This window comes from Comamonas antarctica, assembly GCF_013363755.1.
In the GTDB taxonomy this organism is placed as follows: Bacteria; Pseudomonadota; Gammaproteobacteria; order Burkholderiales; family Burkholderiaceae_C; genus Comamonas; species Comamonas antarctica.
Genome location: NZ_CP054840.1, coordinates 3771392 through 3791868, shown reverse-complemented (window position 1 = coordinate 3791868; position 20477 = coordinate 3771392). Strand labels below are relative to the sequence as shown.

Genomic DNA, 20477 nt, shown 5'->3' with positions numbered 1-20477 from the left:
TACCCGTTCGTGGTGAGCTTGCCTCGCCGGCCGCGTCGAACCATGAACGGCCTGTCCTAGGAAAAAGCCAACGCCCTGAGCCGATGCCCCCGCCGCGTTAAGCTTGTCGTCTGGCGCAGCCCCCTGCTGACGCCCCTTCCCAAGGAAAAGACGTTGGCATCGACACTGCAGCCCGGGCTGATTGCCCTGCATGGCAACCGCACCGAAACCCTGGCCGAGACGGTGTTCTCGTGGCTGCGCGCGCACCCGCTGGCGCCGCTGGAGCAGGAGGTGGTGCTGGTGCAGAGCAACGGCATGGCCGAGTGGTTCAAGATGGGCATGGCCGAGGCGCTGGGCGTGTGCGCCGCGGCGCGCGTCGAACTGCCGGCGCGCTTCCTGTGGCGCAGCTACCGCCAGGTGCTGGGCGCGGCGGCCGTGCCGCGCCAGTCGCCGCTGGACAAGACCGCGCTGACCTGGCGGCTGATGCGCCAGCTGCCCGAATGCGCGGCGCAGGGCGGGTACGAGGCCATCGCCGGCTTTCTGGCGCCGGGTGACGCCGAACGGCTGCTGCAGTTGTCCGAACGCCTCGCCGATCTTTTCGACCAGTACCAGATCTACCGCCCCGACTGGCTCGAGGACTGGGCCGCCGAGCGCGACGTGCTGGCCACGCCGGGCAAGCCGGCGCTGCCCGTGCCCGAGGAGCAGCGGTGGCAGCCGCGGCTGTGGCGCTGCATCCTTGCGGGCCTGAGCGACGCCGAGCGCGCGACGACCCGCCCCGAACTGCATCGCCAGGTGATTGCCGCGCTCGAAAGCACCGCGCCGCTGGCGCGTCCGATCGCGCGCCGCGTGGTGCTGTTCGGCATGAGCCATCTGCCGCTGTCGATGCTGCAGACGCTGTCGGCGATGGCGCGCCACAGCCAGATCCTGCTGGCCGTGCCCAACCCCTGCCGCTTCCACTGGGCCGATGCCATCGATGGCCGCGAGCTGCTGCGCATGCAGCGCCGGCGCCAACCGCTCAAGGACGGCCGCGACCTGGCCGCGCTGCCGCTGGAAATGATGCACGCGCATGCGCACCCGCTGCTGTCGGCGTGGGGCCGGCAGGCGCGCGACTATGTGCGCCAGCTCGATGCGTTCGAGACGGTGCTGCCCGAAGGCCTTGCCGCCGAACTGCCGCGCATCGATATCTTCGACGAGGAGGTCGACCCCGGGGCGCCGCTGCTGGCCCAGGTGCAGCAGGCGATCCGCGACATGGTGCCGCTGGCCGAGCATGCGCAGGCCGAGGTGCCGCGCAGCGACCGTTCCATCGTGTTCCACTGCGCGCACAGCATGGTGCGCGAGCTCGAGGTGCTGCACGACCAGCTGCTGGCGCTGCTGGCCGAGGCCGCGCCGCCCGGCGGCCGGGCGCTGCAGCCGCGCGATGTGGTGGTGATGGTGCCGGCCATCGAGGGCGTGGCGGCATCGATTCGCGCGGTGTTCGGCCAGTACGGCCGCTTCGACGCGCGGCATATTCCGTTTGACATTGCCGACCTGAGCGCGAGCGACAACAACCCGCTGGTCGCCGCGCTGCAGTGGCTGCTGCGCCTGCCGCGCCAGCGCTGCCGCCTGAGCGAGCTGCGCGACCTGCTTGATGTGCCCGCGGTGGCCGCGCGCTTCGGCCTCAAGGCCGAGGACCTGCCGCAGCTCAGCGCCTGGATGGCCGGCGCGGGCATTCGCTGGGGGCTCAACGCCGAGCAGCGCGGCGCGCTCGGGCTCGAGGCCTGCGGCGAGCAGAACAGCGCCTGGTTCGGCCTGCACCGCATGCTGCTGGGCTTTGCCAGCGGCAGCGGCGCGTGGGAGGGCGGCGCGCAGGGCGAAGCCGCGGGCCTGGCGCAGATCGAGCCCTACGCCGAAGTCGGCGGCCTCAGCGCCGAGCTTGCGGGCCAGCTGGCCACGCTGCTCGAACGCCTGCTCGACTGGTGGGCACTGGCCGGCGACGCCTGCGATCCCGCATGCTGGGCGAAGCGCTTTCGCCAGCTGCTGGCCGATTTCTTCGCCGCCGAGACCGACAGCGACCGCGCGCTGCTGGCCGCGCTCGACAACGCGCTGTCGTGCTGGCTCGAGGTCTGCGAGCTGGGCGGCTTCGACGATGACGTCGAGCTGGTCGTGGCCCAGCAGGCCTGGCTCGACATCGTGCAGCAACCGTCGGTCGACACGCGTTTTCGCGCCGGCGGCGTGACCTTCTGCACGCTGATGCCGATGCGCGCGATTCCGTTCGAGGTCGTCTGCCTGCTGGGCATGAACGATGGCGATTACCCGCGCCGCGCGCTGCGCAGCGATTTCGACCTGATGGCGCTGCCGGGCCTGCTGCGCGCCGGCGACCGCGCGCGCCGCGACGACGACCGCCAGCTGATGCTCGAGGCGCTGCTGTCGGCGCGGCGCATGCTCTACATCAGCTGGGCCGGGCGCAGCGTGCGCGACAACAGCGAGCAGCCGCCCTCGGTGCTGGTCTCGCAGCTGCGCGATTACCTGGCCGCGGGCTGGCGTGGCGAAGGCGGCGAGGAGGGCGGCGAAGAGGGCAGCCTGCTCGCGCAGCGCAGCTTCCAGCACCCGCTGCAGCCCTTCAGCCGGCGCTATTTCACGCCCGGCTCGCCGCTGCACACCTATGCGCGCGAATGGCGCGCCGCGTATCTGGCCGGCGCCGGCGAGGCGGCGGCGCAGGTGCCGGCGCTCGCGCCTTTCGTGCCCGATATCGCGGTGCCGCTGACGCTGGCGCAGCTGCACCGCTTCGTGCGCCATCCGGCGCAGGCCTTCTTCCGCCAGCGGCTGAACGTGCGCTTCGACCAGGAGGCCGAATTGAAACTCGACGAGGAAGCCTTTGGCCTGCAGGGCCTCGCCGGGTATGGCGTGATCGAGCAGTTGCAGGCCCGGGTCGTGGCCGAGATCGAAGCCGCGCCGCGCTCGGCCGCGGGCCTGCCGCTGGCGCAGCGCGTGGCCGCTCAGCTGGCGCGCATCGAGCGCGCAGGCACGCTGCCGCTGGCCGGCCTGGGCGCGCGCAAGCGTGCCGAACTGCAGGAAGCGGTGCTGCCCTCGCTGCAGTCGTGGCTCGCGCACCGCCATCGCTTCGACCGGCCGCTGCAGCGCCAGCGCCTGCATCTCGCGCAGGACGGCCTGGTGTTCGAGGACTGGCTCGAGGACCTGCGCGTGCCCGACCGCGATGGCGACGCCGTGCCGGCCTGGATCGAGCTGCAGGCGCGCGCGCTGCTGGGCCCGCGCGGCGAGGTGCGGCCGGGCGCGGTGCTGCTGCCCTATCTGCGCAGCCTGGTGGCCGCGGCCTGCGGCGTGGCGGTGCAGGGCATCGTCGTGGCGCGCGACACCACGCTCGCGCTCGCGCCCATGCCGCCTGGCGAGGCGCTGGCGCAGCTGCAGACGCTGCTGCAGGTGTGGCAGGCGGGCCAGGACAGTCCGCTGCCGCTGCCGCTCAAGACCGCGCTGGCCGCCGCGGCCGCCGTGGACAACGATCTCGCGCGCGCCGAGGCGGTCTACGAAGGCGACGGCTTCGCCGATGCGGGCGAGGTCGCCGATGCCTGCTGGGCGCGCATCTATCCCGACTTCGACGCCTTGTGCGAAGACGGGCGCTTTGCGCTGCTGGCCGAGGCCGTGCACGCGCCGCTGCTGGCCTGGGTGGCCACGCAGGTGCAGGTGCTGGAGCCGGATGCGCTGGCGCCGGTGATCTACCCCTCGACGCTGGAGCCGGCATGAGCCATGTATTGAATGCGCGCGACTTCCCGCTGTGGGGCAGCCGCCTGATCGAAGCCAGCGCGGGCACGGGCAAGACCTGGACCATTGCCGCGCTCTACCTGCGCCTGGTGCTGGGCCATGGCGGCGCGAACGCGCACCCGCGCGCGCTGCTGCCGGCCGAGATCCTGGTCATGACCTTCACGCGCGCCGCGACGCGCGAGCTCTCCGACCGCATCCGCGCGCGCCTGACCGAAGCCGTGCAGTGCTTTCGCGGCGAGCGCGAACCCGAGGCCCACGACCAGCTGCTGCAGGCGCTGCTGGCCGACCATCCCGAAGGCCAGGCGCGCACCCAGGCCGCGTGGCGCCTGGCGATGGCCGCCGAGGCCATGGACGACGCCGCGGTGTTCACCATCGATGCCTGGTGCCAGCGCATGCTGCGCGAGCATGCATTTGACAGCGGCAACCTGTTCGACGAGGAACTCGCGGCCGACGAGGAGCAGCTGCGCCGCGAGGCCGTGCAGGATTACTGGCGCCAGCAGTGCTATCCCCTCGATGGCGCGGCGCTGGAGACGGTGCTGGGCGTCTGGAGCGGGCTGGACGCGCTGCTGCAGGACATGCGCACGCTGCTGGACCAGCCCGTCGACCCCGAGGCCGGCGCCGGCACCCTGGCTCAAAGCGTGCAGGCCGCGCAAGACGAGCGTGCGGGCGCGCTGACCACACTGGCGCAGGGCTGGGGCGCACAGGCGCAGGCGCTGCGCGACTGGCTCGATGCGCAGCTCGCCGAATCGGGCGCGCACTGGGACGGGCGCAAGCTCGCGCCGCGCCATTACACCGGCTGGCTGCAAAGCGTGATCGACTGGGCCGATGACCCGCTGCAGGTGGAACTGGCGCTCACCGATTCCGCGCGCCACCGGCTCAGCCCCGACGGGCTGCTGGAAGCGCGCAAGAAGGGCGCGCCATCGGTGGCGCTGCCGCCGGGCTTCGCCGCCTTGCAGCAGCTGCTCGCCGATCTGGCGAAGCTTCCGGTCCTGGGCAGCCGGCTGCGCCTGCATGCCGCGGCGCGCGTGCTGGAACGGCTCGCGCAGCTCAAGCGCCAGCAGGGCACGTTCGGCTTTGCCGATCTGCTGCAGCGGCTCGACCGTGCGCTGGCCGGAGAGAACGGCGCGGCGCTGTGCGCGCGCATCAAGGCGCAGTATCCGGTGGCGCTGATCGATGAATTCCAGGACACCTCGCCGCTGCAGTACCGGTTGTTCGAGCGCATCTACGGCACGGCGGACAACGACCCGGCGACGGCGCTGCTGCTGATCGGCGATCCCAAGCAGTCGATCTACGGCTTTCGCGGCGCCGACATCTACAGCTACCTGCAGGCGCGCCATGCCACGACCGGGCGCCACTATGTGCTGGATACCAACTACCGCTCCACGCAGGCGCTGGTCGATGCCGTCAACCACTGGTTCGGCCAGGCCGAGCAGCGCGACGGCGCGGGCGCGTTCATGTTCCGAAAGCCGGGCGAAGCCGACAATCCGCTGCCCTTCGAGCCTGTGCGCGCCCAGGGTCGCAAGGAGGCGTTCCGCGACGTCCACGGCCCCGTGCCGGCGCTGCAATTGCAGGTCGAACTCGACCCCATGCAAACCGCCAAGCGCGCGCAGCGCGGTTTTGCCGCGCGCTGTGCCGAGCAGATCGTGCAGTGGCTCAACGACCCTGAAGCCGGCTTTGCCGCGCCGGGCAAGCCGCTGGCACGGCTGCGCCCGGCCGATATCGCGGTGCTGGTGCGCACCGGCAGCGAGGCGCGCTCGGTGCGCCGCGAGCTGGGCGCGCGCGGCGTGGCCTCGGTCTACCTGTCGGACAACGAATCGGTGTTCGCCGGCAGCGAGGCGCAGGACCTGGTGCTGTGGCTCAACGCCGTGGCCGCGCCGCGCGACGCGCGCGCGGTGCGCGCCGGCCTGGCGACGCGGCTGCTTGGTCTGTCGCTCGATGAGCTGGGCTGGCTCGCGGCCGACGACGAGGCCTTCGACGCGCGCTGCGACCAGTTGCGCGGCCTGCAGGCCGTCTGGCAGAGCCAGGGCGTGCTGGCGATGCTGCGCCAGACGCTGCACCAGTTCGACCTGCCCGCGCGCTGGCTCATGGAGACCGGCGGCGAGCGCCGGCTGACCAACTACCTGCATCTGGCCGAGCTGCTGCAGACCGCGAGCGCGCAGCTCGAAGGCGAGCATGCGCTGATCCGCTGGCTGGGCATGCAGTGCGCGGGCGAGGGCAGCCACAGCGACGAGCAGATCGTGCGCCTCGAAAGCGATGCCGACCTGGTCAAGGTGGTCACGGTGCACAAGAGCAAGGGGCTCGAATACCCGGTCGTGTTCCTGCCGTTTGCCTGCAGCTACCGCGAGATCAACCGGCGCATGGACCGTTTCGTGAGCCTGCCCCGTCCCGAAGGCGGGCGCGTGCTGCGCCTCGACTACGACGACGCCGAACTGGCCCTGGCCGACACGGAGCGGCTGCGCGAAGACCTGCGCCTGCTGTACGTGGCGCTGACGCGCGCGCGCCATGCGCTGTGGCTGGGCGTGCCCATGCTGCAGGCCGCGCGCAGCAAGGCCAGCACCACGCTGAACCACCGCAGCGCCACCGGCTATACGCTGGCCGGCACGCAGGAGTGCACCCCCGAAGACTGCCACGAACGCCTGGACGCGCTGGTGGCGGGCCAGCCCGGCCTGCAATGGCAGGCGGTGCATGGCACGCCCGCGCGCAGCCTGCTGCAGGCGCGCGCGGCGCCGCCGCCGCTGCTCGATGCGCCGGCCTATGGCGCGCAGTTCGACCGGCGCTGGGGCATTGGCAGCTTCTCCTCGCTGGTGCGTGCGCTGGCCGCGCCGAGCCTGCCGGTTTCCCCCGTGCCGCAGGAGCAGCCGGCCGATGACGAGCGGCCGATCGGCGCGGACCTGGCGGTAGCGGCGGCGCCCGCCGCGCCCGCCAAGGCCGCGGTCTGGCACCGCTTCATGAAAGGCCCGGTCATCGGCAACTGGATCCACGACGAACTCGAATGGCTGGCCGGCGAGGACTTCGCGCTCGAGGCCGATGGCAGCGGGGCGCTGGCCCAGCGCCTGCTGCAGCGCAGCGAGCGCGCGGGCCGCGCGGCCCAGGCCGCCGACCTGGTGCAGTGGCTTGCGGCCGTGGTCCACCACCCGCTGGCGCCGCTGGGCGTGCCGCTGTCGGCGCTGGAGCAGCGGCTGCCGGAAATGGAATTCTGGCTGCCCGCGCAGCGCCTGCCGGCGCCGGACATCGACCGTCTTTGCCAGCAGCATCTGCTGGCGGGCGTGCCGCGGCCGTATCTGCCCGAGCGCCAGCTGCACGGCATGCTGATGGGCTTTGCCGACCTGGTGTTCGCGCATGAAGGCCGCTACTGGGTGCTCGATTACAAGACCAACTACCTGGGGCGCGACGCCGCGGCCTATGACGAGCGCGCGCTGTGCGAAGCCATGGCCGCGCACCGCTATGACGTGCAGGCCGCGCTGTACCTGCTGGCGCTGCACCGGCTGCTGCAAAGCCGCCTGGGCGATGCCTACGACCCGCGCCAGCAGCTGGGCGGCGCGCTGTATTTCTTCGTGCGCGGCATCGACGGCCCGGCGCAGGGCATGCATGTCGTGCCGCCTTCGCTGCCCCTGCTCGAGGCGCTGGGCGCGCTGCTCGATGCGCGCGACCCCGAGATGGAAGCCGAACTGCCATGAGACCCGTCGACGACCTGACCCTCGACCTGTTTGCCGACCTGGCGCCGCGCGCGCCCGAAGCCGTGCCGGCCACCGCGGCCGAGGTGCTCGACATCCTGCGCGGCTGGAGCGAGCAAGGCCTGCTGCGCCACCTCGATACCGCGATGGCGCGCTTCGTGGCCGCGCAGGATCCCGAGGCCGCGCCGGCGCTGCTGGTGGCCACGGCGCTGCTGGTGCAGATGGAGGGCCGCGGCCACAGCTGCCTGCCGCTGGCGCTGCTGGTGGCCGATCCCAACGCCGTGCTGGCCTGGCCCGCCGAGGCGCAGGAAGAACTCCATGCGCTCTGGTCCCGGCTGCCGCGGCCGCTCGCGCGCTGGCAGCAGGCGCTCGCGCGCAGCCCGCTGCTGCGCGTCGCCGCCCACGCGCCCGACCAGGGCCAGCCGCTGGTGCTGGGCGGGCCCGCGCATGCGCCGCTGCTCTATCTGCGCCGCTACTGGGACTACGAGCGCCAGGTGGCCGCGCAGATCACGCAGCGCAGCATGGCCGTGGTGCCCGTCGAGGCGGCCGAAGTCAAGCAATGGCTCGACCGGATGTTCGCGCCCACGCCCGAAGCCTTCGACTGGCAGCGCCTGGCCTGCGCCATCGCGCTGCGCGGCCGCTTCTCGGTGATCACCGGCGGCCCGGGCACGGGCAAGACCTATACGGTGGCGCGCCTGCTGGCGCTGCTGTTTGCCACCGCGCCCGAACCCGAGCGGCTGCGCGTGGCGCTGGCCGCGCCCACCGGCAAGGCCGCGGCGCGGCTCAAGCAGTCCATCGACGCCTCGCTCAAGCAGCTCGATTCCAGCCTGGGAGGACTGCTCGATCTCGAGGCGCTGGTGCAGCGCGTGGGCGCGGCGCGCACCCTGCACTCGCTGCTCGGCGCGCGCCCCGATACGCGCGCGTTTGCGTTCCACCATGGCCAGCCGCTCGATGTCGACGTGCTGATCGTCGACGAAGCCTCGATGATCCACCTCGAGATGATGGCCGCGCTGCTCGACGCGCTGCCGCCGGCGGCGCGCGTGGTGTTCCTGGGCGACAAGGACCAGCTGGCTTCGGTCGAGGCCGGCGCGGTGCTGGGCGACCTGTGCCGCAGCGCCGAGGCCGGCCATTACACGTCCGCCACCGCCGCCTATGCGCTGGCCGCGGCCGGCCAGCCGCTGCCCGCGGCCTGTCTCGCCGACGCGGGCAGCGCCTTGCCGCTGGCCCAGCAGACCGTGATGCTGCGCGAGAGCCGGCGCTTTGGCGGCCCGATCGGCCAACTGGCCCAAGCCGTGAACACCGGCGACAGCGCGCGTGCGCTGGCGCTGCTGCGGGCCGCCGAAGGCGGCGTGCTGCACATGCGCGAAGGCGCGCCGCCGCAGGCCGTGTGCCAGCTGGCCGTGGCGCGCGGCCAGGCTGCGGTCAACTACCAGGCCTTCGTGCAGGCGCTGGCCGCGCGCCCGGCGCTGACCATGGCGGCCGAGGCGCACACCGCGTGGGTGCGCAGCGTGCTCACGGCCTTCGAGCGCTTCCGGCTGCTGTGCGCGGTGCGCGAGGGTGACTGGGGCGTGGCCGGGCTCAACCGCGCCATTGAAAAGGCGCTGGCGGAGCAGGGCGCGATCGCGCCGCGCGGCGAATGGTATGCGGGCCGCCCGGTCATGGTCACGCGCAACGACGCGGCGCTGGGCGTCTACAACGGCGACATCGGCGTGGCGCTGCCGGGCGCCATGGCGGGCAGCGGCCTGCGCGTCTACTTCATGGACGGCCCCGCGCTGCGCGCCGTGGGCGTGAGCCGCCTGGCGCATGTCGAGACCGCGTTTGCGATGACGGTGCACAAGAGCCAGGGCTCGGAATTCGAGCACACGGCGCTGGTGCTGTCGGCCCATGCGGGCAGCGTGCTGGGGCGCGAGCTGGTCTACACCGGCATCACGCGCGCGCGCCAGGCTTTCACGCTGATGTCCCAGGCGCCGGGCCTGCTGGCTTCGGCCATCCACAGCCCGACGCAGCGCGTCAGCGGGCTGCTGGGGTTTCTGGAGCAGCAGGCCGGGCAGGCCCGCGAAGCGCCGGGTTCGGCGGCTCCCGACGAACTCGCGCCCTGGGTGGATTGAACTGCGTCATGGAGCAACCGTTCTTCCTGGTCCTGAGCTTGTCGAAGGATCGAAGGATGGACGGCCTGGCCTCCAGATCAGCCTACTGCCCCTTCACCCGCGCCAGCATCACCGCCGTATTCTCCTTGCGGTCCGCCTGCACGCGCTGCACGCTGGGCCGCGTGCCCATGCGCGCCAGATAGTCGCGCACCGGCAGCTCGGCCAGCACATCGCGGCCGCCCACGAGCTTGCTCGCTGCGCTGATCAGCGGCAGGTGCACGATGGCGCAGCAGTCGGCCAGCGTGAACGCTTCGCCCGCAATGAACGGGCTCCAGCGCGCGAGCTGCCCCAGCGCCTGCGCGCTCTTGTCGAGCTGGGCCAGGCTGCGCTCGCGCACGCCGTCGCTGACCTTGCCGCCGAAGAACGCCTGCGGATAGAGATTGCGCGCCACCAGTTCCAGGTGCAGGTCGAGGTAGAGGCACAGCTCGCGCACCTTGGCCGCGGCAAACGGCTCCTTGGGCAGCAGCGGCTGCGCGGGAAAAGCGTCCTCGATGTACTCGAGCATCACTTGCGACTCGCTGAGCGCGCCATGTTCTGTGCGCAGATAGGGCACCTTGCCCAGCGGCGAGGCCGCGGCATCGGTCTCGCCGAGCCAGGCCAGCTCCTCCTCGAAGGCCACGCCTTTCTCCAGCAGCGCGAGCTTGACCTTGTTGTAGTAGTTGCTGGCCGAGAAACCACAGAGCTTGAGCATGGGAAATCCTTGTGCGTGGGGGCGGGTGGGCAACGGCAGTGCCGCCGTCGCAGGGGTTGGCCGCCATGCTATGCGCGCGCGCGCCGGCCCGGCGTCCCGCAGATGACGCCGCCTACAATGCGCGCATGTCCTGGCTGCGCTCCTCCTCTCCAGCGTTGCTGCCCGCGCGGCAGGCGTGGCTCGCGCGCGCCACGCTGGCCGGCTGGCTGCTGGTGCTGGTTGCCGGGCTGTTCACGCCCTGGGCGCAGGCGCGCGGCCTCGAAGCCGTGTGCTCCGGTTCGGGCCAGGGCAGCTTGCGCCTGGGGCCCGATGCCGACGGCCTGGCGCAGGCGCTGCATGGCCTCGATTGCCCGCTGTGCCTGCCGCAGCTGGCTGCGCCGCCAGCGGGCGCGCGCGCGGAGCTGGCGGATGCCGCGCACGCCGCCCAGCCGCGCCGGCTGCGGGCCAGGGCCTGGACACCGCTGCCCTCGGCCTGCCCGCCGCCCGCGCGCGGGCCGCCTCGCGTGTGATGACTTCCGGCCTTTTCGCGGATGGCGCCGGCTCCGCTTGCAACCCACCCATCACACCGAGCGTCCCCGCAGGGGACAGAAGCATTCCCATGACCAAGAACCAATGGATTTCCCCCTTCCTCGTTGCCGCCGCGCTGTTTGCCGGTAACGCCTTTGCCCATACCGATGCCGCGCCGGTGGAAGTCGAGGGCGCCTGGATCCGCGCCACCGTGCCCGGCCAGCAGGGCACGGGCGGTTTCATGCGCCTCAAGGCGAAGGAGCCGCTGACGCTGGTCGGCGTGCGCTCGCCCGCGGCCGGCGTTGCCGAACTGCATGAAATGAAGATGGAAGGCGACGTGATGCGCATGCGCGCCATCAAGGCGCTGCCGTTGCCCGCGGGCAAGACCGTCGAGCTCAAGTCGGGCGGCCACCATCTGATGCTGCAGCAGCTCAAGGCGCCGCTGCCCAAGGGCAGCGAGGTGCTGATGACGCTGGAGTTCCGCAACGCCAAGGACGAGCCTTCGCTGCTGCATCTGAAGGTGCCGGTCGCGACCTCGGCGCCGGCTGGCGCGACGCCCGCGCCCGCCCACGCCCGCGGCCACGCGCACTGAGGCCTGCGCAGGCCGCGCCGCCGCTGGTACAGTAGAAACGGTGGCGCGGCCCTGGTCGGGGTTGCCGCATGAGGTCCTCCATTTCTCCAGAGAGGTAGGCAATGAGCAATTCCGGCGGTACCGATCCTTTCGGCTTTGGCAGATTCATTCCCGGCTTCGAGTTCCTGCAAGGCATGAGCCAAGCGGCAGCCGGGGCTGCGGCAGTTGGTGCTGCGGCACCCGGGGCTTTGCCCGGCGGTGCCGGCCTGGGCGCCCAGTCCCCCTTCCCCGGCATGTCCCAATGGATCGCGCCCACGGTCAGCATCGAGGACATCGACAAGCGCATCCAGGAACTGCGGGCCGTGCAGTTCTGGATCGAGCAGAACGGCCGCGCGCTCACGGCCACCATCCAGGCGCTCGAAGTGCAGAAGATGACGCTGGCGGCGCTGCAGAGCATGCAGGGCGGGCTGGGCGAATGGGCCAAGGCCTCGCCTTTCAAGATGCCCGAAGCCGGTGCTGCTGCGCCTGCCGCGGCTTCTCCCGCGCCCGCATCGCCGCCCCCGGCGGCGGCGCCTGAGGCGGCTGCGGCCGGCGCCGACACGGACGCATCCGCACCGCCGGCGGGCCCGGGCATGGGCGCCGTCGATCCGCTGCAATGGTGGGGCGCGCTGACCCAGCAGTTCCAGCAGATCGCCTCCCAGGCCATGCAGGACCCTGCGCACCAGAAGGCCATGGCCGCCGGCACGCAGATGGCCAGCGATTTCGCGCGCAACGCCATGCAGTCCGCGGCCGATCTGGCCAAGGCGCAGGCGCCTGCCGAGCCGCCTCAGCCGGCCACACCTGAGCCGGCCGCGCCTCAGCCGGCCGCGCCTCAGCCGGCAGCGCCTGAGCCGGCCGCGCCTCAGCCGGTAGCGCCTGAGCCGGCCGCGCCCAAGCCCGCAGCCGCGCGCAAGGCGCCGCGCCGGCCGTCCTGAGCGCAACATGGGCAAGGGCACAATGCCGGCTGCTCACACCTCAAGGATTGCCGGCATGCATGACGATGGCGCGGACCGCCCCAACCAATACGCGCTGCTGCGCCAGCGCCGTTTCGGCCCGTTCTTCTGGACCCAGTTCCTGGGCGCGGCCAACGACAACCTGTTCAAGTTCGCGTTCACCGTGCTGGTCACCTACCAGCTTGGCGTGTCGTGGCTGCCGCCCTCGCATGCCGGGCTGGTGATCGGCGCGCTGTTCATCCTGCCCTACCTGCTGTTCTCCGCGACCTCGGGCCAGCTGGCCGACAAATGGGACAAGCGGCGCATCTTCGTGCTGACCAAGAACCTCGAGATCGCCATCATGGCGCTCGTCGCCTGGGGCATGCTGGCGCAGAACGTGCCGCTGCTGCTGGCCTGCATCTTCCTGATGGGCACGCACTCGACGCTGTTCGGCCCGGCCAAGTTCGCCTATCTGCCCCAGGTGCTGTCGCCGCGCGAGCTCACGGGCGGCAACGGCATGGTCGAGATGGGCACGTTTGTCGCGATCCTGCTGGGCAATGTCGCCGGCGGACTGCTCGTGGCCAGGCCGGAAGTGGGCCACGCCCAGGTCGCGGTGGCCGGCCTCGCGCTGGCGCTGCTCGGGCGGCTGTCGGCGCAGTTCATTCCCGCGGCGCCGGCCACCGACCCGGGCCTGCGCATCAACTGGAACCTGTTCAGCGAGACCTGGCGCAACCTGCGGCTGGCGCAGGGCCAGCCGGTGGTGTTCCGCTCGCTGCTGGGCATCAGCTGGATGTGGTTCTTCGGCGCGGTGTTCCTGGCGCAGTTCCCGGCGTTCGCCAGGGAAGTGCTGCATGGCGACGAGCAGGTCGCGGCGCTGCTGCTGGTGGTGTTCTCGGTGGGCGTGGGCGCGGGCGCGCTGCTGTGCGAGCGCCTGAGCCGCGGGCAGGTGGAAATCGGCCTGGTGCCGCTGGGCGCGCTGGGCATGAGCCTGTTTGCCGCCGACCTTTGGCTGGCCTCGCGCGGCCTGCCGCCGGGCGGCCTGATGGACGTGCCGGCCTTCCTGTCGCGGCCCGCGCACTGGCGCGTGGTCGCCGACCTGCTGCTGCTGTCGCTGTCGGCAGGCATCTACAGCGTGCCCATGTACGCGCTGGTCCAGCTGCGCAGCCAGCCCACGCACCGCGCACGCATCATTGCCGCCAACAACATCCTGAATGCGCTGTTCATGGTGGCCAGCAGCGTGATCGCGGGCGCGCTGCTGTCCGCGGGCAGCAGCATCCCCCAGTTGTTCCTGATGACCGCGGGCGCGAATCTGCTGGTGTCGATGGCGGTATTCTTGCTGGTGCCGGAATATCTCTCACGCTGTGCTGCGCTGGTGCGCGGCCTGCGCACCGTGGAAACCTGAGCTGGAGAAGCTTCGATGAGCAAAGCCTTGCGTCTGCCCGAGAAGTGGTTCCGCCGCGGCCTGTGGCTGGTGGCGTTCGTGTTTGCCTGGTTCCTGGTGGGCCTGGGCAGCCTCGTGGTCGGCGATCTGCCCCAGGTCGAATCGGTGCAGAGCCTCGAGGACTTCATGCCGCCCGACCGCGCCGCGCAGGTACGGCTGGAGCAGCAGACCGCCGAGCGGCTGCGCGACCAGGCCAGCAGCGCGCTCGAGCAGGCGCAGCTGCGCCTGCGTTCGGCGCGCACCTCCTATGCCGCGGCGCGCGAGGCCTTCGACAATTGGGTCGCCACGCGCAGCGCGACGCAGCGCGCCGACCAGGACACCGAACTGCTGACGCGCACACGTGCGCTCGACCAGCTCAAGGACGCCGAGCGCCGCGCCGCCACGGCGGTCGAAGCCCAGCAACAGCAGCAGCTCGATGCCCAGCAGGCGCTGGCGCGCGCCGAAAGCGCCTGGCGCCAGCTCGAGGACAGTGCGCGCGGGCAATGGCAGGATGCGCAGCGTGCCCAGGAATTGCGCGTCTTCCTCTACCGCCTGGCATTGACCCTGCCGCTGCTGCTGGTCGCGGGCTGGCTGTTTGCGAAAAAGCGCCGCAGTGCCTGGTGGCCCTTCGTCTGGGGCTTCATTTTCTTTGCGCTGTTTGCGTTCTTTGTCGAACTCGTGCCCTACCTGCCTGATTACGGCGGCTATGTGCGCTATATCGTCGGCATCGTCCTCACCGTGGTGCTGGGTCGCGCGGCCATCCAGGCCTTCAACCGCTACCTGGAGCGGCAAAAGCGCCAGGAGGCCATGCCCGACGCCCAGCGCCGCGTCGAGCTGAGCTATGACACCGCGCTGTCGCGGCTGGCCAAGGGCGTATGCCCGGGCTGCGAGCGCGTGGTGGACCTGAAGGACCCGGGCATCGACTTCTGTCCGCACTGCGGTATCGGGTTGTTCGACCACTGCGGGGCTTGCAACACCCGCAAGAGCACCTTTGCGCGTTTTTGCCATGCCTGCGGCACACCGGCCGCGGCTTCCGAAGCGCCCGCGCCCGTGCCCGCGCCCTCAGACCTGGGCCGCTAGCGCCGCCCGCGCCGGGCTCGCGTGGTGGCGCTGCCATCCGTCGCGGCCCGCGGCCTTGGCATCGTAGAGCGCGATATCGGCGCGCCGCAGCAGTTCCTCGAGCGTCTGCGCGGTGCCGCCGCCGTTCCAGGCAATGCCGACGCTGACCGTGGCGCGCAGCACCGGTCCGTCGCGCAATGCCACGCGCTGGCTGCGCACCGCGGCGCAGATGCGCGTGGCGATCTGCTCGGCGGCCGCGGCCGGCACGCCTGGCAGCAGCATCGCGAACTCCTCGCCGCCAATGCGCCCCAGCAGGTCCTGCGGGCGCGACACCCGCAGCATGGTCTTGGCGCAGGCCCGCAGCAGCGCGTCGCCGGCGGCATGGCCGTGGCTGTCGTTGACGCGCTTGAAATGGTCGAGGTCCAGCATCAGCACGGCCACCGGACTGCCTTCATGCTGCAGGCGTTCGAGCAGGCGCTGGCCCTGGTCCATGAAGGCTCCGCGCGCCAGCACATCGGTCAACGAATCATGGCTGGCCGCCCGGTTCAGCCGCTGCAGTTGCTCGGCGCGTTGCAGCTGGGCTCCGGCCACGGCCAGCGGCCCCATGGACAGCAGCGTCAGGCCGAAGCACAGCGAGACCATCAGCTCGACATCGGCGGGCGTGAAGTCGATGATGCCCATCGACAGCGTGGCGACCTTCCAGGTGCAGACCACCAGGCCCAGCAGCGCGGTCGTGAACAGGCTGTAGCTCAGCGCGCACCACAGCAGCGCCGGCACGCTGAAGGCCATCGCGCCCGGTCCGCCAAGCGCCAGCGCCGCGTACTCGGTGGCGAGCACGAACAGCAGTGGCAGCAGCAGCTTCCACGAAACCCGCGACTCGACCCGGGAGAGCCAGCGGCGCGGGCTGCATTCCGGGAGGCTCAGAATGACCGGCACGATCAGCATGAAGTTCATCAGCTCGGTGCTGAACCACATCAGCGCGCTTTGCAGCCAGTGCGAGGCAAACAGATGGACGCCGGCACCGGCACCGACCAACGACGCGCCGGCGGCGGCAATGACGCAGCCGGCAAGCAGATACAGCACTGAAGTCTGCTGGCGCAGCTGCAGCTGCGCCGTGTCCAGCCGCTGCAGGAACCACCAGCCGCAAGCCACGCCCGTCAGGTTGGCGGCCGTCAGCCAGACCGCGGCCAGCAGGCTGCTGCCCGTGACCAGGTCGGCGAGCACGAAAACCGCGCTGGCGATCAGCCAGGAAGTTCTTTGCGCCAGCTCGGGCCAGCGCAGCAGCATGCCCAGCAGCACCCCGTTGGCGGGCCAGAAAGAAGACAGGAACCCGGTGGGCCGGGCCAGGATGCCGGTCAGGCAGGCCAGCAGCAGGCACAGCGCGAAACCGATGAAATATACCGTGAGCGAGACCGGGCGCGGTGAGTAGGCAAAGGTGGAACGTGGCATGTAGCGGGCAGGAAACCAGGGTCATCCCCAATATAACGGCCCGCGCCGACAGGGCATTTCAGCCCTTGTCAGCCGGCAGGCCGCCCCTGCGCGGGGCAGGGCGCCTTTCCCTCGTTTACACGCCGCGGGCGCGATCTGCCTTGAACTGCGCCCGAAATGCCGCGAAAGTGCCCGTATCCAACGCATTGCGCACTTCCTGCATCAGGTTCAGGTAGTAGTGCAGATTGTGGATGGTGGTCAGCATCGGACCCAGCATCTCGCCGCAGCGGTCGAGATGGTGCAGGTAGGCACGCGAGAAGCCATCGCGTCCGCCCTGGTCCCAGCTCACGCCCGAGCTACCGGCGCAGGCATGGCAGGTGCAGGTCGTGTCGATGGGCTGATGATCGGTCTTATGGCGTGCATTGCGCAGCTTCAGGTCGCCATAACGCGTGAAGATGGTGCCATTGCGCGCATTGCGCGTGGGCATCACACAGTCGAACATGTCCACGCCGTCGGCCACGCCCTGCACCAGATCCTCGGGCGTGCCCACGCCCATCAGGTAGCGCGGCTTGTGCGCCGGCAGCCGGTGCGGCGTATGCGCCATGATCTGCAGCATCAGGTCCTTGGGTTCGCCCACGCTCACGCCGCCCACGGCATAGCCGGGGAAGTCCATTTCGACCAGCGCTTCGAGCGATTCCTGGCGCAGGTTCTCGAACATGCCGCCCTGCACGATGCCGAACAGCGCGTTGGGATTTTCCAGGCGCGCGAATTCGTCCTTGGAGCGCTGGGCCCAGCGGCGGCTCATTTCCATCGACTTGCGCGCTTCGGCTTCGGTGGTCAGGTGGCCCTTGGTTTCATAGGGCGTGCACTCGTCGAGCTGCATCACGATGTCGGAGTTCAGCGTGGTCTGGATCTGCATGCTGACCTCGGGCGACATGAACAGCTTGTCGCCATTGACCGGCGAGGCGAAATGCACGCCTTCCTCGGTGATCTTGCGCATCGCGCCCAGGCTCCAGACCTGGAAGCCGCCCGAGTCGGTCAGGATCGGCTTGTTCCACTTCTCGAAGCCATGCAGTCCGCCGAAGCTTTGCATGATGTCGAGGCCCGGGCGCATCCAGAGGTGGAAGGTGTTGCCCAGGATGATCTGCGCGCCCATTTCCTCGAGGCTGCGCGGCATGACGCCCTTGACGGTGCCATAGGTGCCCACGGGCATGAAGATCGGGGTCTGGACCACGCCGTGGTTGAGCGTGAGCTTGCCACGGCGCGCGTGGCTGGAAGGGTCGTTTTTGAGGGTTTCGAACTGCAGCATGGGCGCCATTGTCCCAGACTGCTTGCGAGGTCGTCCTTCATGGGGGCTAGCCTGCGGTCTGGCACACTGGTCCATCATCAATAGCATGGAGGCCAAGATGCTCAGAATCATGATTGCAGTCGACGGATCGGAACCCTCGCTGGATGCCGTGCACCATGGCGTGCGGCTGGTGCGCCAGGGGCTGCAGGCCACGCTGGTGCTGGCCCATGTGCAGCAGGAGGCCACGCTCTACGAACTCGCGACCCAGGACCCGGACCTGATCGCGGGCGCCAGCGTGGCCGCGGGCCGGCACCTGATGGCGCCGGCGGTGGCTTTGGTCGAGGCGGCCGGCGTGCGCTTCGAGACCGAGGTCGGCCTGGGCGAGCCCGCTCCCACGCTGGTCGACATCGCCGAGCGCAACGGCTGCGACATGATCATCATCGGCGCGCTGGGCCAGGGCGGCGTGCGGCGCGCGCTGATCGGCTCGGTGTCGCGCGAGATCGCGCGCCTGAGCCCGGTGCCGGTGACCATCGTCAAGCATCCCGATCCCAAGGATCTGCAGGATGTGGCGGAAGTCGAGGCCGAGGTGGCGGCGGATGAGGGTGTTGATGAACGCCAGTAGATAAGGTTGCTGGTTTGCAGGACAGTCAAAGCAGGGCGGTGCTCGCTACGCCATCTGGAGAGATTCGTTGGGCATAGCGGGAGCGACGCGCTGGAAAGACCTTCGCAATGGGCGCGCTATGGTAAGGAGGCAACGAGGAAGGGCCGCCCCGCACCGAGGTTGCCGTCCCTAGCCGGGCGCCCCCCTCCACCGAAGGATGAGAGGGGGAAGCGGCGGAGCCGCTCAGGGGGTGTTTCTTGTCATCCACTTTCCATGCGGCAGGCTGGACAGGCGCTGGAACATGCGCCGGCAGTAGCCGCGGATGCGCAGGCAGTTGTTGATCTCATCGACGGGCAGCGGGCCCGACACCACCACGATGTCGTCGGCCGAGTCCCAGGCCCCCGCCGCGCGCAGGCGCCGGCGTGCGGTCAGCGCCCACGACAGGATGCGCGTCGGCGTGCCGTGCTGGTGCACCTCGCCGGTGTGCAGATCGAAGGCAATGGCCACCGTCTCGGTGCGCAGCCGAAAGCGCCGCTCGCCCGTGACGGCACTGGGCTTGTCGCGCATGTCGTACAGGTAGTAGTGGCCGGCCTTGAGCTGGTATTGCTGATCCATCGATCCTCCTTCAGTCCGCCATTCTGCGCGGCCTTGCGGTACGGGAAAGGCCCGTAAAGCAAGGTCAAAGCCGCGCTGTTTGCCGGGCGCGACCGAAGGATTCTTGCGCGCTCGCGCTTAGAAGTCCAGTAGGCTGAAGCCGACGCTCAAGACCGTGCGCTTGCGGTTGTAGTCGATCAGGCTGTCGCCATAGCCCGAGAACAGCTGGGTGTGCAGGCGCAGGTTGCTGCGGCCGCCGCCAATGCCTTCGCCCAGCGTGCGCAGCCATTCGAGCCGCAGCGAGCCGCGCGGCGTCGCGCCCAGCGAGCTGCGCACCGTGGCGGTCAGCGTGTGCATGCGGTTGACGTTCCAGGTGCCGGTGAGTTCGGCGCGGCCCAGGTAGTCGGAGATGTCGGGGTTGTCGTCGCTGGCCGCGCTTTCGTTGATGCGCTTCCAGATGCGGCCCGTGAGCGTGTAGTCATTGCCCTTTTCAATGCCGGTCATCAGGTACCAGCGGTTCCAGCTGCGCGACAGCGGCAGGCTCTGCCCGTTGGACTGGTGCACCAGCCCCGCGCCCGCATAGGCCCAGTTCCAGCCGGCCGGCAGCGACAGCGACAGCGGGTAGACATAGAACACTTCGGGCTCATGGTCGGTGGTGCGGAACGGCCGCGACAGGTCGGGGGTGAACACCTGCCAGTACGACTGCTGGGTGTAGCCGAACCACAGCGAATCCTTGCGCTCGGGCGTGTGGGCGAGCAGGCCCTTGGCCAGCTTGGTGCGCACCGAGATATTGAGCCGCGCCTCGGTGGTGCGGTAGTCGATGGCGGTCGGGCTCTGGTGATCGGGCGCGGGCGACGAGGGCTGGCGGTTGACGCTGTTGCTGGCCACCACCGAGATCGAGGTCGGCCGGTAACCGCGCAAGGTGAAGTTGCCGCAGTCAGTGCCTTCGGTCAGTTCCCAGAAGCGCGTCAGGGCGCTGTACTTGGCATCGTTGCAGCCGCGCACCACGGGCTCCGCCGGCATGGGATCGGCCGTCAGCGGCGCGGCCGAGGTCGCGACGATGGGCGCGGGTTCGGGCAGCGGCGGCGTAACGGCTTGGGCATGAGCGCTTGCCGCAGGGGCCTGCCAGGGCTGCTTGTTGGCCCAGGCGTCGAAGCAGGCCAGGCGTTCGGCGCCATCGGTGGCCGCGGTGCACAGGCGCCAGGCGTCGGTCGGCGTGCTGCTCACGGCGACGGGAGCGTTCTGCGCCAGCGCCGGCAGCGAAAGAAGGCTCCAGGCCGCGGCGGCGGCCAGCGTCGGCAGGTGGCGCGCGCTCATTGGCCGGTTTGCTTGCGCAGCACGAAAGAGAGCGAGAGAGGGGGATTTTCCTGAGTCCATGTTCCGCGAATTTCCTTGCCGCAGCTGTCGGGGACGACCTGGCCAATCCAGGTCGCGCTGATGTTCGTGCCGTTGATCGATTCCTCGAGGGTGAAGTCGCCCTGGTCGACATCGCCGGCCAGCAGCGCCTGGCTGCCGGCGCGCTGCAGCCGGCCGCGCACGCTGGCGGCCAGCTCGGGGTGGGGCGTGAGTTCGAGTTCGGCCGCCATCGGCAGCGCCGCTGCGGCCTCGCCTTCGCCGGCGGCGCCCTCGCTGGCCGCGCTGAACTGCGCCTGCCAATGGCCCAGCAGGGTCTCGTGCGTGGCCTCGTCGGCCGCGGCGCACTGTGCGAGGGCCGGTCCGGCCGCCAGAAAGAACAGGGCCAGCGCCGAAGCGCGGCGCAGGCCGGGGAGAGAAAACAAATGCATGGTCTCG

At 70.6% G+C, this 20477-nt stretch carries 14 protein-coding genes and 1 pseudogene; 9 read left to right on the top strand and 6 right to left on the bottom strand.

All coding sequences use genetic code 11. The annotated features are described in order from the left end of the window. Positions 1-153: 153 nt before the first annotated feature. From recC to recD, 3 genes are read left to right on the top strand one after another with little or no spacing between them, the layout of a single operon-like run. Positions 154-3717, top strand: a complete 3564-nt coding sequence (recC, locus tag HUK68_RS17590; protein WP_175505355.1) for an exodeoxyribonuclease V subunit gamma — start codon at positions 154-156, stop codon at positions 3715-3717. Continuing rightward, positions 3714-7412: an exodeoxyribonuclease V subunit beta gene (gene recB / locus HUK68_RS17585; protein WP_175505354.1), complete on the top strand. Its 3699-nt coding sequence runs from the start codon at positions 3714-3716 to the stop codon at positions 7410-7412. Before recC ends, recB begins: the two co-directional genes overlap by 4 nt. After that, positions 7409-9517 carry an exodeoxyribonuclease V subunit alpha gene (recD, locus tag HUK68_RS17580; RefSeq protein ID WP_175505353.1) on the top strand — a complete coding sequence of 703 codons (2109 nt, stop codon included), beginning with the start codon at positions 7409-7411 and terminating at the stop codon, positions 9515-9517. Before recB ends, recD begins: the two co-directional genes overlap by 4 nt. Positions 9518-9599: 82 nt before the next feature. Here the strand turns inward: recD and HUK68_RS17575 are convergent, their stop codons facing one another. Next, positions 9600-10247: a glutathione S-transferase family protein gene (locus HUK68_RS17575; protein ID WP_175505352.1), complete on the bottom strand. Its 648-nt coding sequence runs from the start codon at positions 10245-10247 to the stop codon at positions 9600-9602. A 125-nt stretch (positions 10248-10372) separates the two neighbouring features. Between HUK68_RS17575 and HUK68_RS17570 the strand changes: the two genes are divergently transcribed. The 5 genes and pseudogenes from HUK68_RS17570 (at position 10373) to HUK68_RS17550 (ending at position 14796) form a co-directional block, all read left to right on the top strand. After that, positions 10373-10756 carry a hypothetical protein gene (locus HUK68_RS17570; RefSeq protein ID WP_175505351.1) on the top strand — a complete coding sequence of 128 codons (384 nt, stop codon included), beginning with the start codon at positions 10373-10375 and terminating at the stop codon, positions 10754-10756. An 89-nt stretch (positions 10757-10845) separates the two neighbouring features. Next, positions 10846-11346: a copper chaperone PCu(A)C gene (locus HUK68_RS17565; protein WP_175505350.1), complete on the top strand. Its 501-nt coding sequence runs from the start codon at positions 10846-10848 to the stop codon at positions 11344-11346. Between the two features lie 101 nt (positions 11347-11447). Continuing rightward, positions 11448-12299 (top strand): PhaM family polyhydroxyalkanoate granule multifunctional regulatory protein, encoded by an 852-nt coding sequence (locus HUK68_RS17560; protein ID WP_175505349.1) that lies wholly within the window; start codon positions 11448-11450, stop codon positions 12297-12299. Positions 12300-12321: 22 nt separating this feature from the next. Beyond that, positions 12322-13671, top strand: a pseudogene (locus HUK68_RS17555) (MFS transporter); the annotation flags it as partial. A 42-nt stretch (positions 13672-13713) separates the two neighbouring features. After that, on the top strand, positions 13714-14796 hold the full coding sequence (locus HUK68_RS17550) for a zinc ribbon domain-containing protein (protein WP_175505348.1): 1083 nt from the start codon (positions 13714-13716) through the stop codon (positions 14794-14796). Here the strand turns inward: HUK68_RS17550 and HUK68_RS17545 are convergent. Both HUK68_RS17545 and tgt read right to left on the bottom strand, forming a co-directional pair. Further along, on the bottom strand, positions 14779-16224 hold the full coding sequence (locus HUK68_RS17545; RefSeq protein ID WP_175505347.1) for a GGDEF domain-containing protein: 1446 nt from the start codon (positions 16222-16224) through the stop codon (positions 14779-14781). The two genes, HUK68_RS17550 and HUK68_RS17545, sit on opposite strands and share 18 nt — an antisense overlap. Positions 16225-16339: 115 nt before the next feature. Further along, complete coding sequence (gene tgt / locus HUK68_RS17540) at positions 16340-17512, bottom strand: tRNA guanosine(34) transglycosylase Tgt (RefSeq protein ID WP_175505346.1); 1173 nt, start codon at positions 17510-17512, stop codon at positions 16340-16342. A 97-nt stretch (positions 17513-17609) separates the two neighbouring features. Here tgt and HUK68_RS17535 point away from each other — a divergent pair, with 97 nt between their 5' ends. Then, positions 17610-18113: a universal stress protein gene (locus HUK68_RS17535; RefSeq protein ID WP_175505345.1), complete on the top strand. Its 504-nt coding sequence runs from the start codon at positions 17610-17612 to the stop codon at positions 18111-18113. Positions 18114-18335: 222 nt separating this feature from the next. Here the strand turns inward: HUK68_RS17535 and HUK68_RS17530 are convergent, their stop codons facing one another. The 3 genes from HUK68_RS17530 to HUK68_RS23325 all read right to left on the bottom strand — a co-directional run bounded on the left by HUK68_RS17530 (position 18336) and on the right by HUK68_RS23325 (position 20470). Next, positions 18336-18707: a hypothetical protein gene (locus HUK68_RS17530; protein ID WP_175505344.1), complete on the bottom strand. Its 372-nt coding sequence runs from the start codon at positions 18705-18707 to the stop codon at positions 18336-18338. A gap of 117 nt (positions 18708-18824) precedes the next feature. Next, positions 18825-20003 carry a phospholipase A gene (locus HUK68_RS17525; protein ID WP_175505343.1) on the bottom strand — a complete coding sequence of 393 codons (1179 nt, stop codon included), beginning with the start codon at positions 20001-20003 and terminating at the stop codon, positions 18825-18827. After that, on the bottom strand, positions 20000-20470 hold the full coding sequence (locus HUK68_RS23325) for a hypothetical protein (RefSeq protein WP_244146201.1): 471 nt from the start codon (positions 20468-20470) through the stop codon (positions 20000-20002). The genes HUK68_RS17525 and HUK68_RS23325 overlap by 4 nt, the downstream gene beginning before the upstream one ends. Positions 20471-20477: the final 7 nt, after the last annotated feature.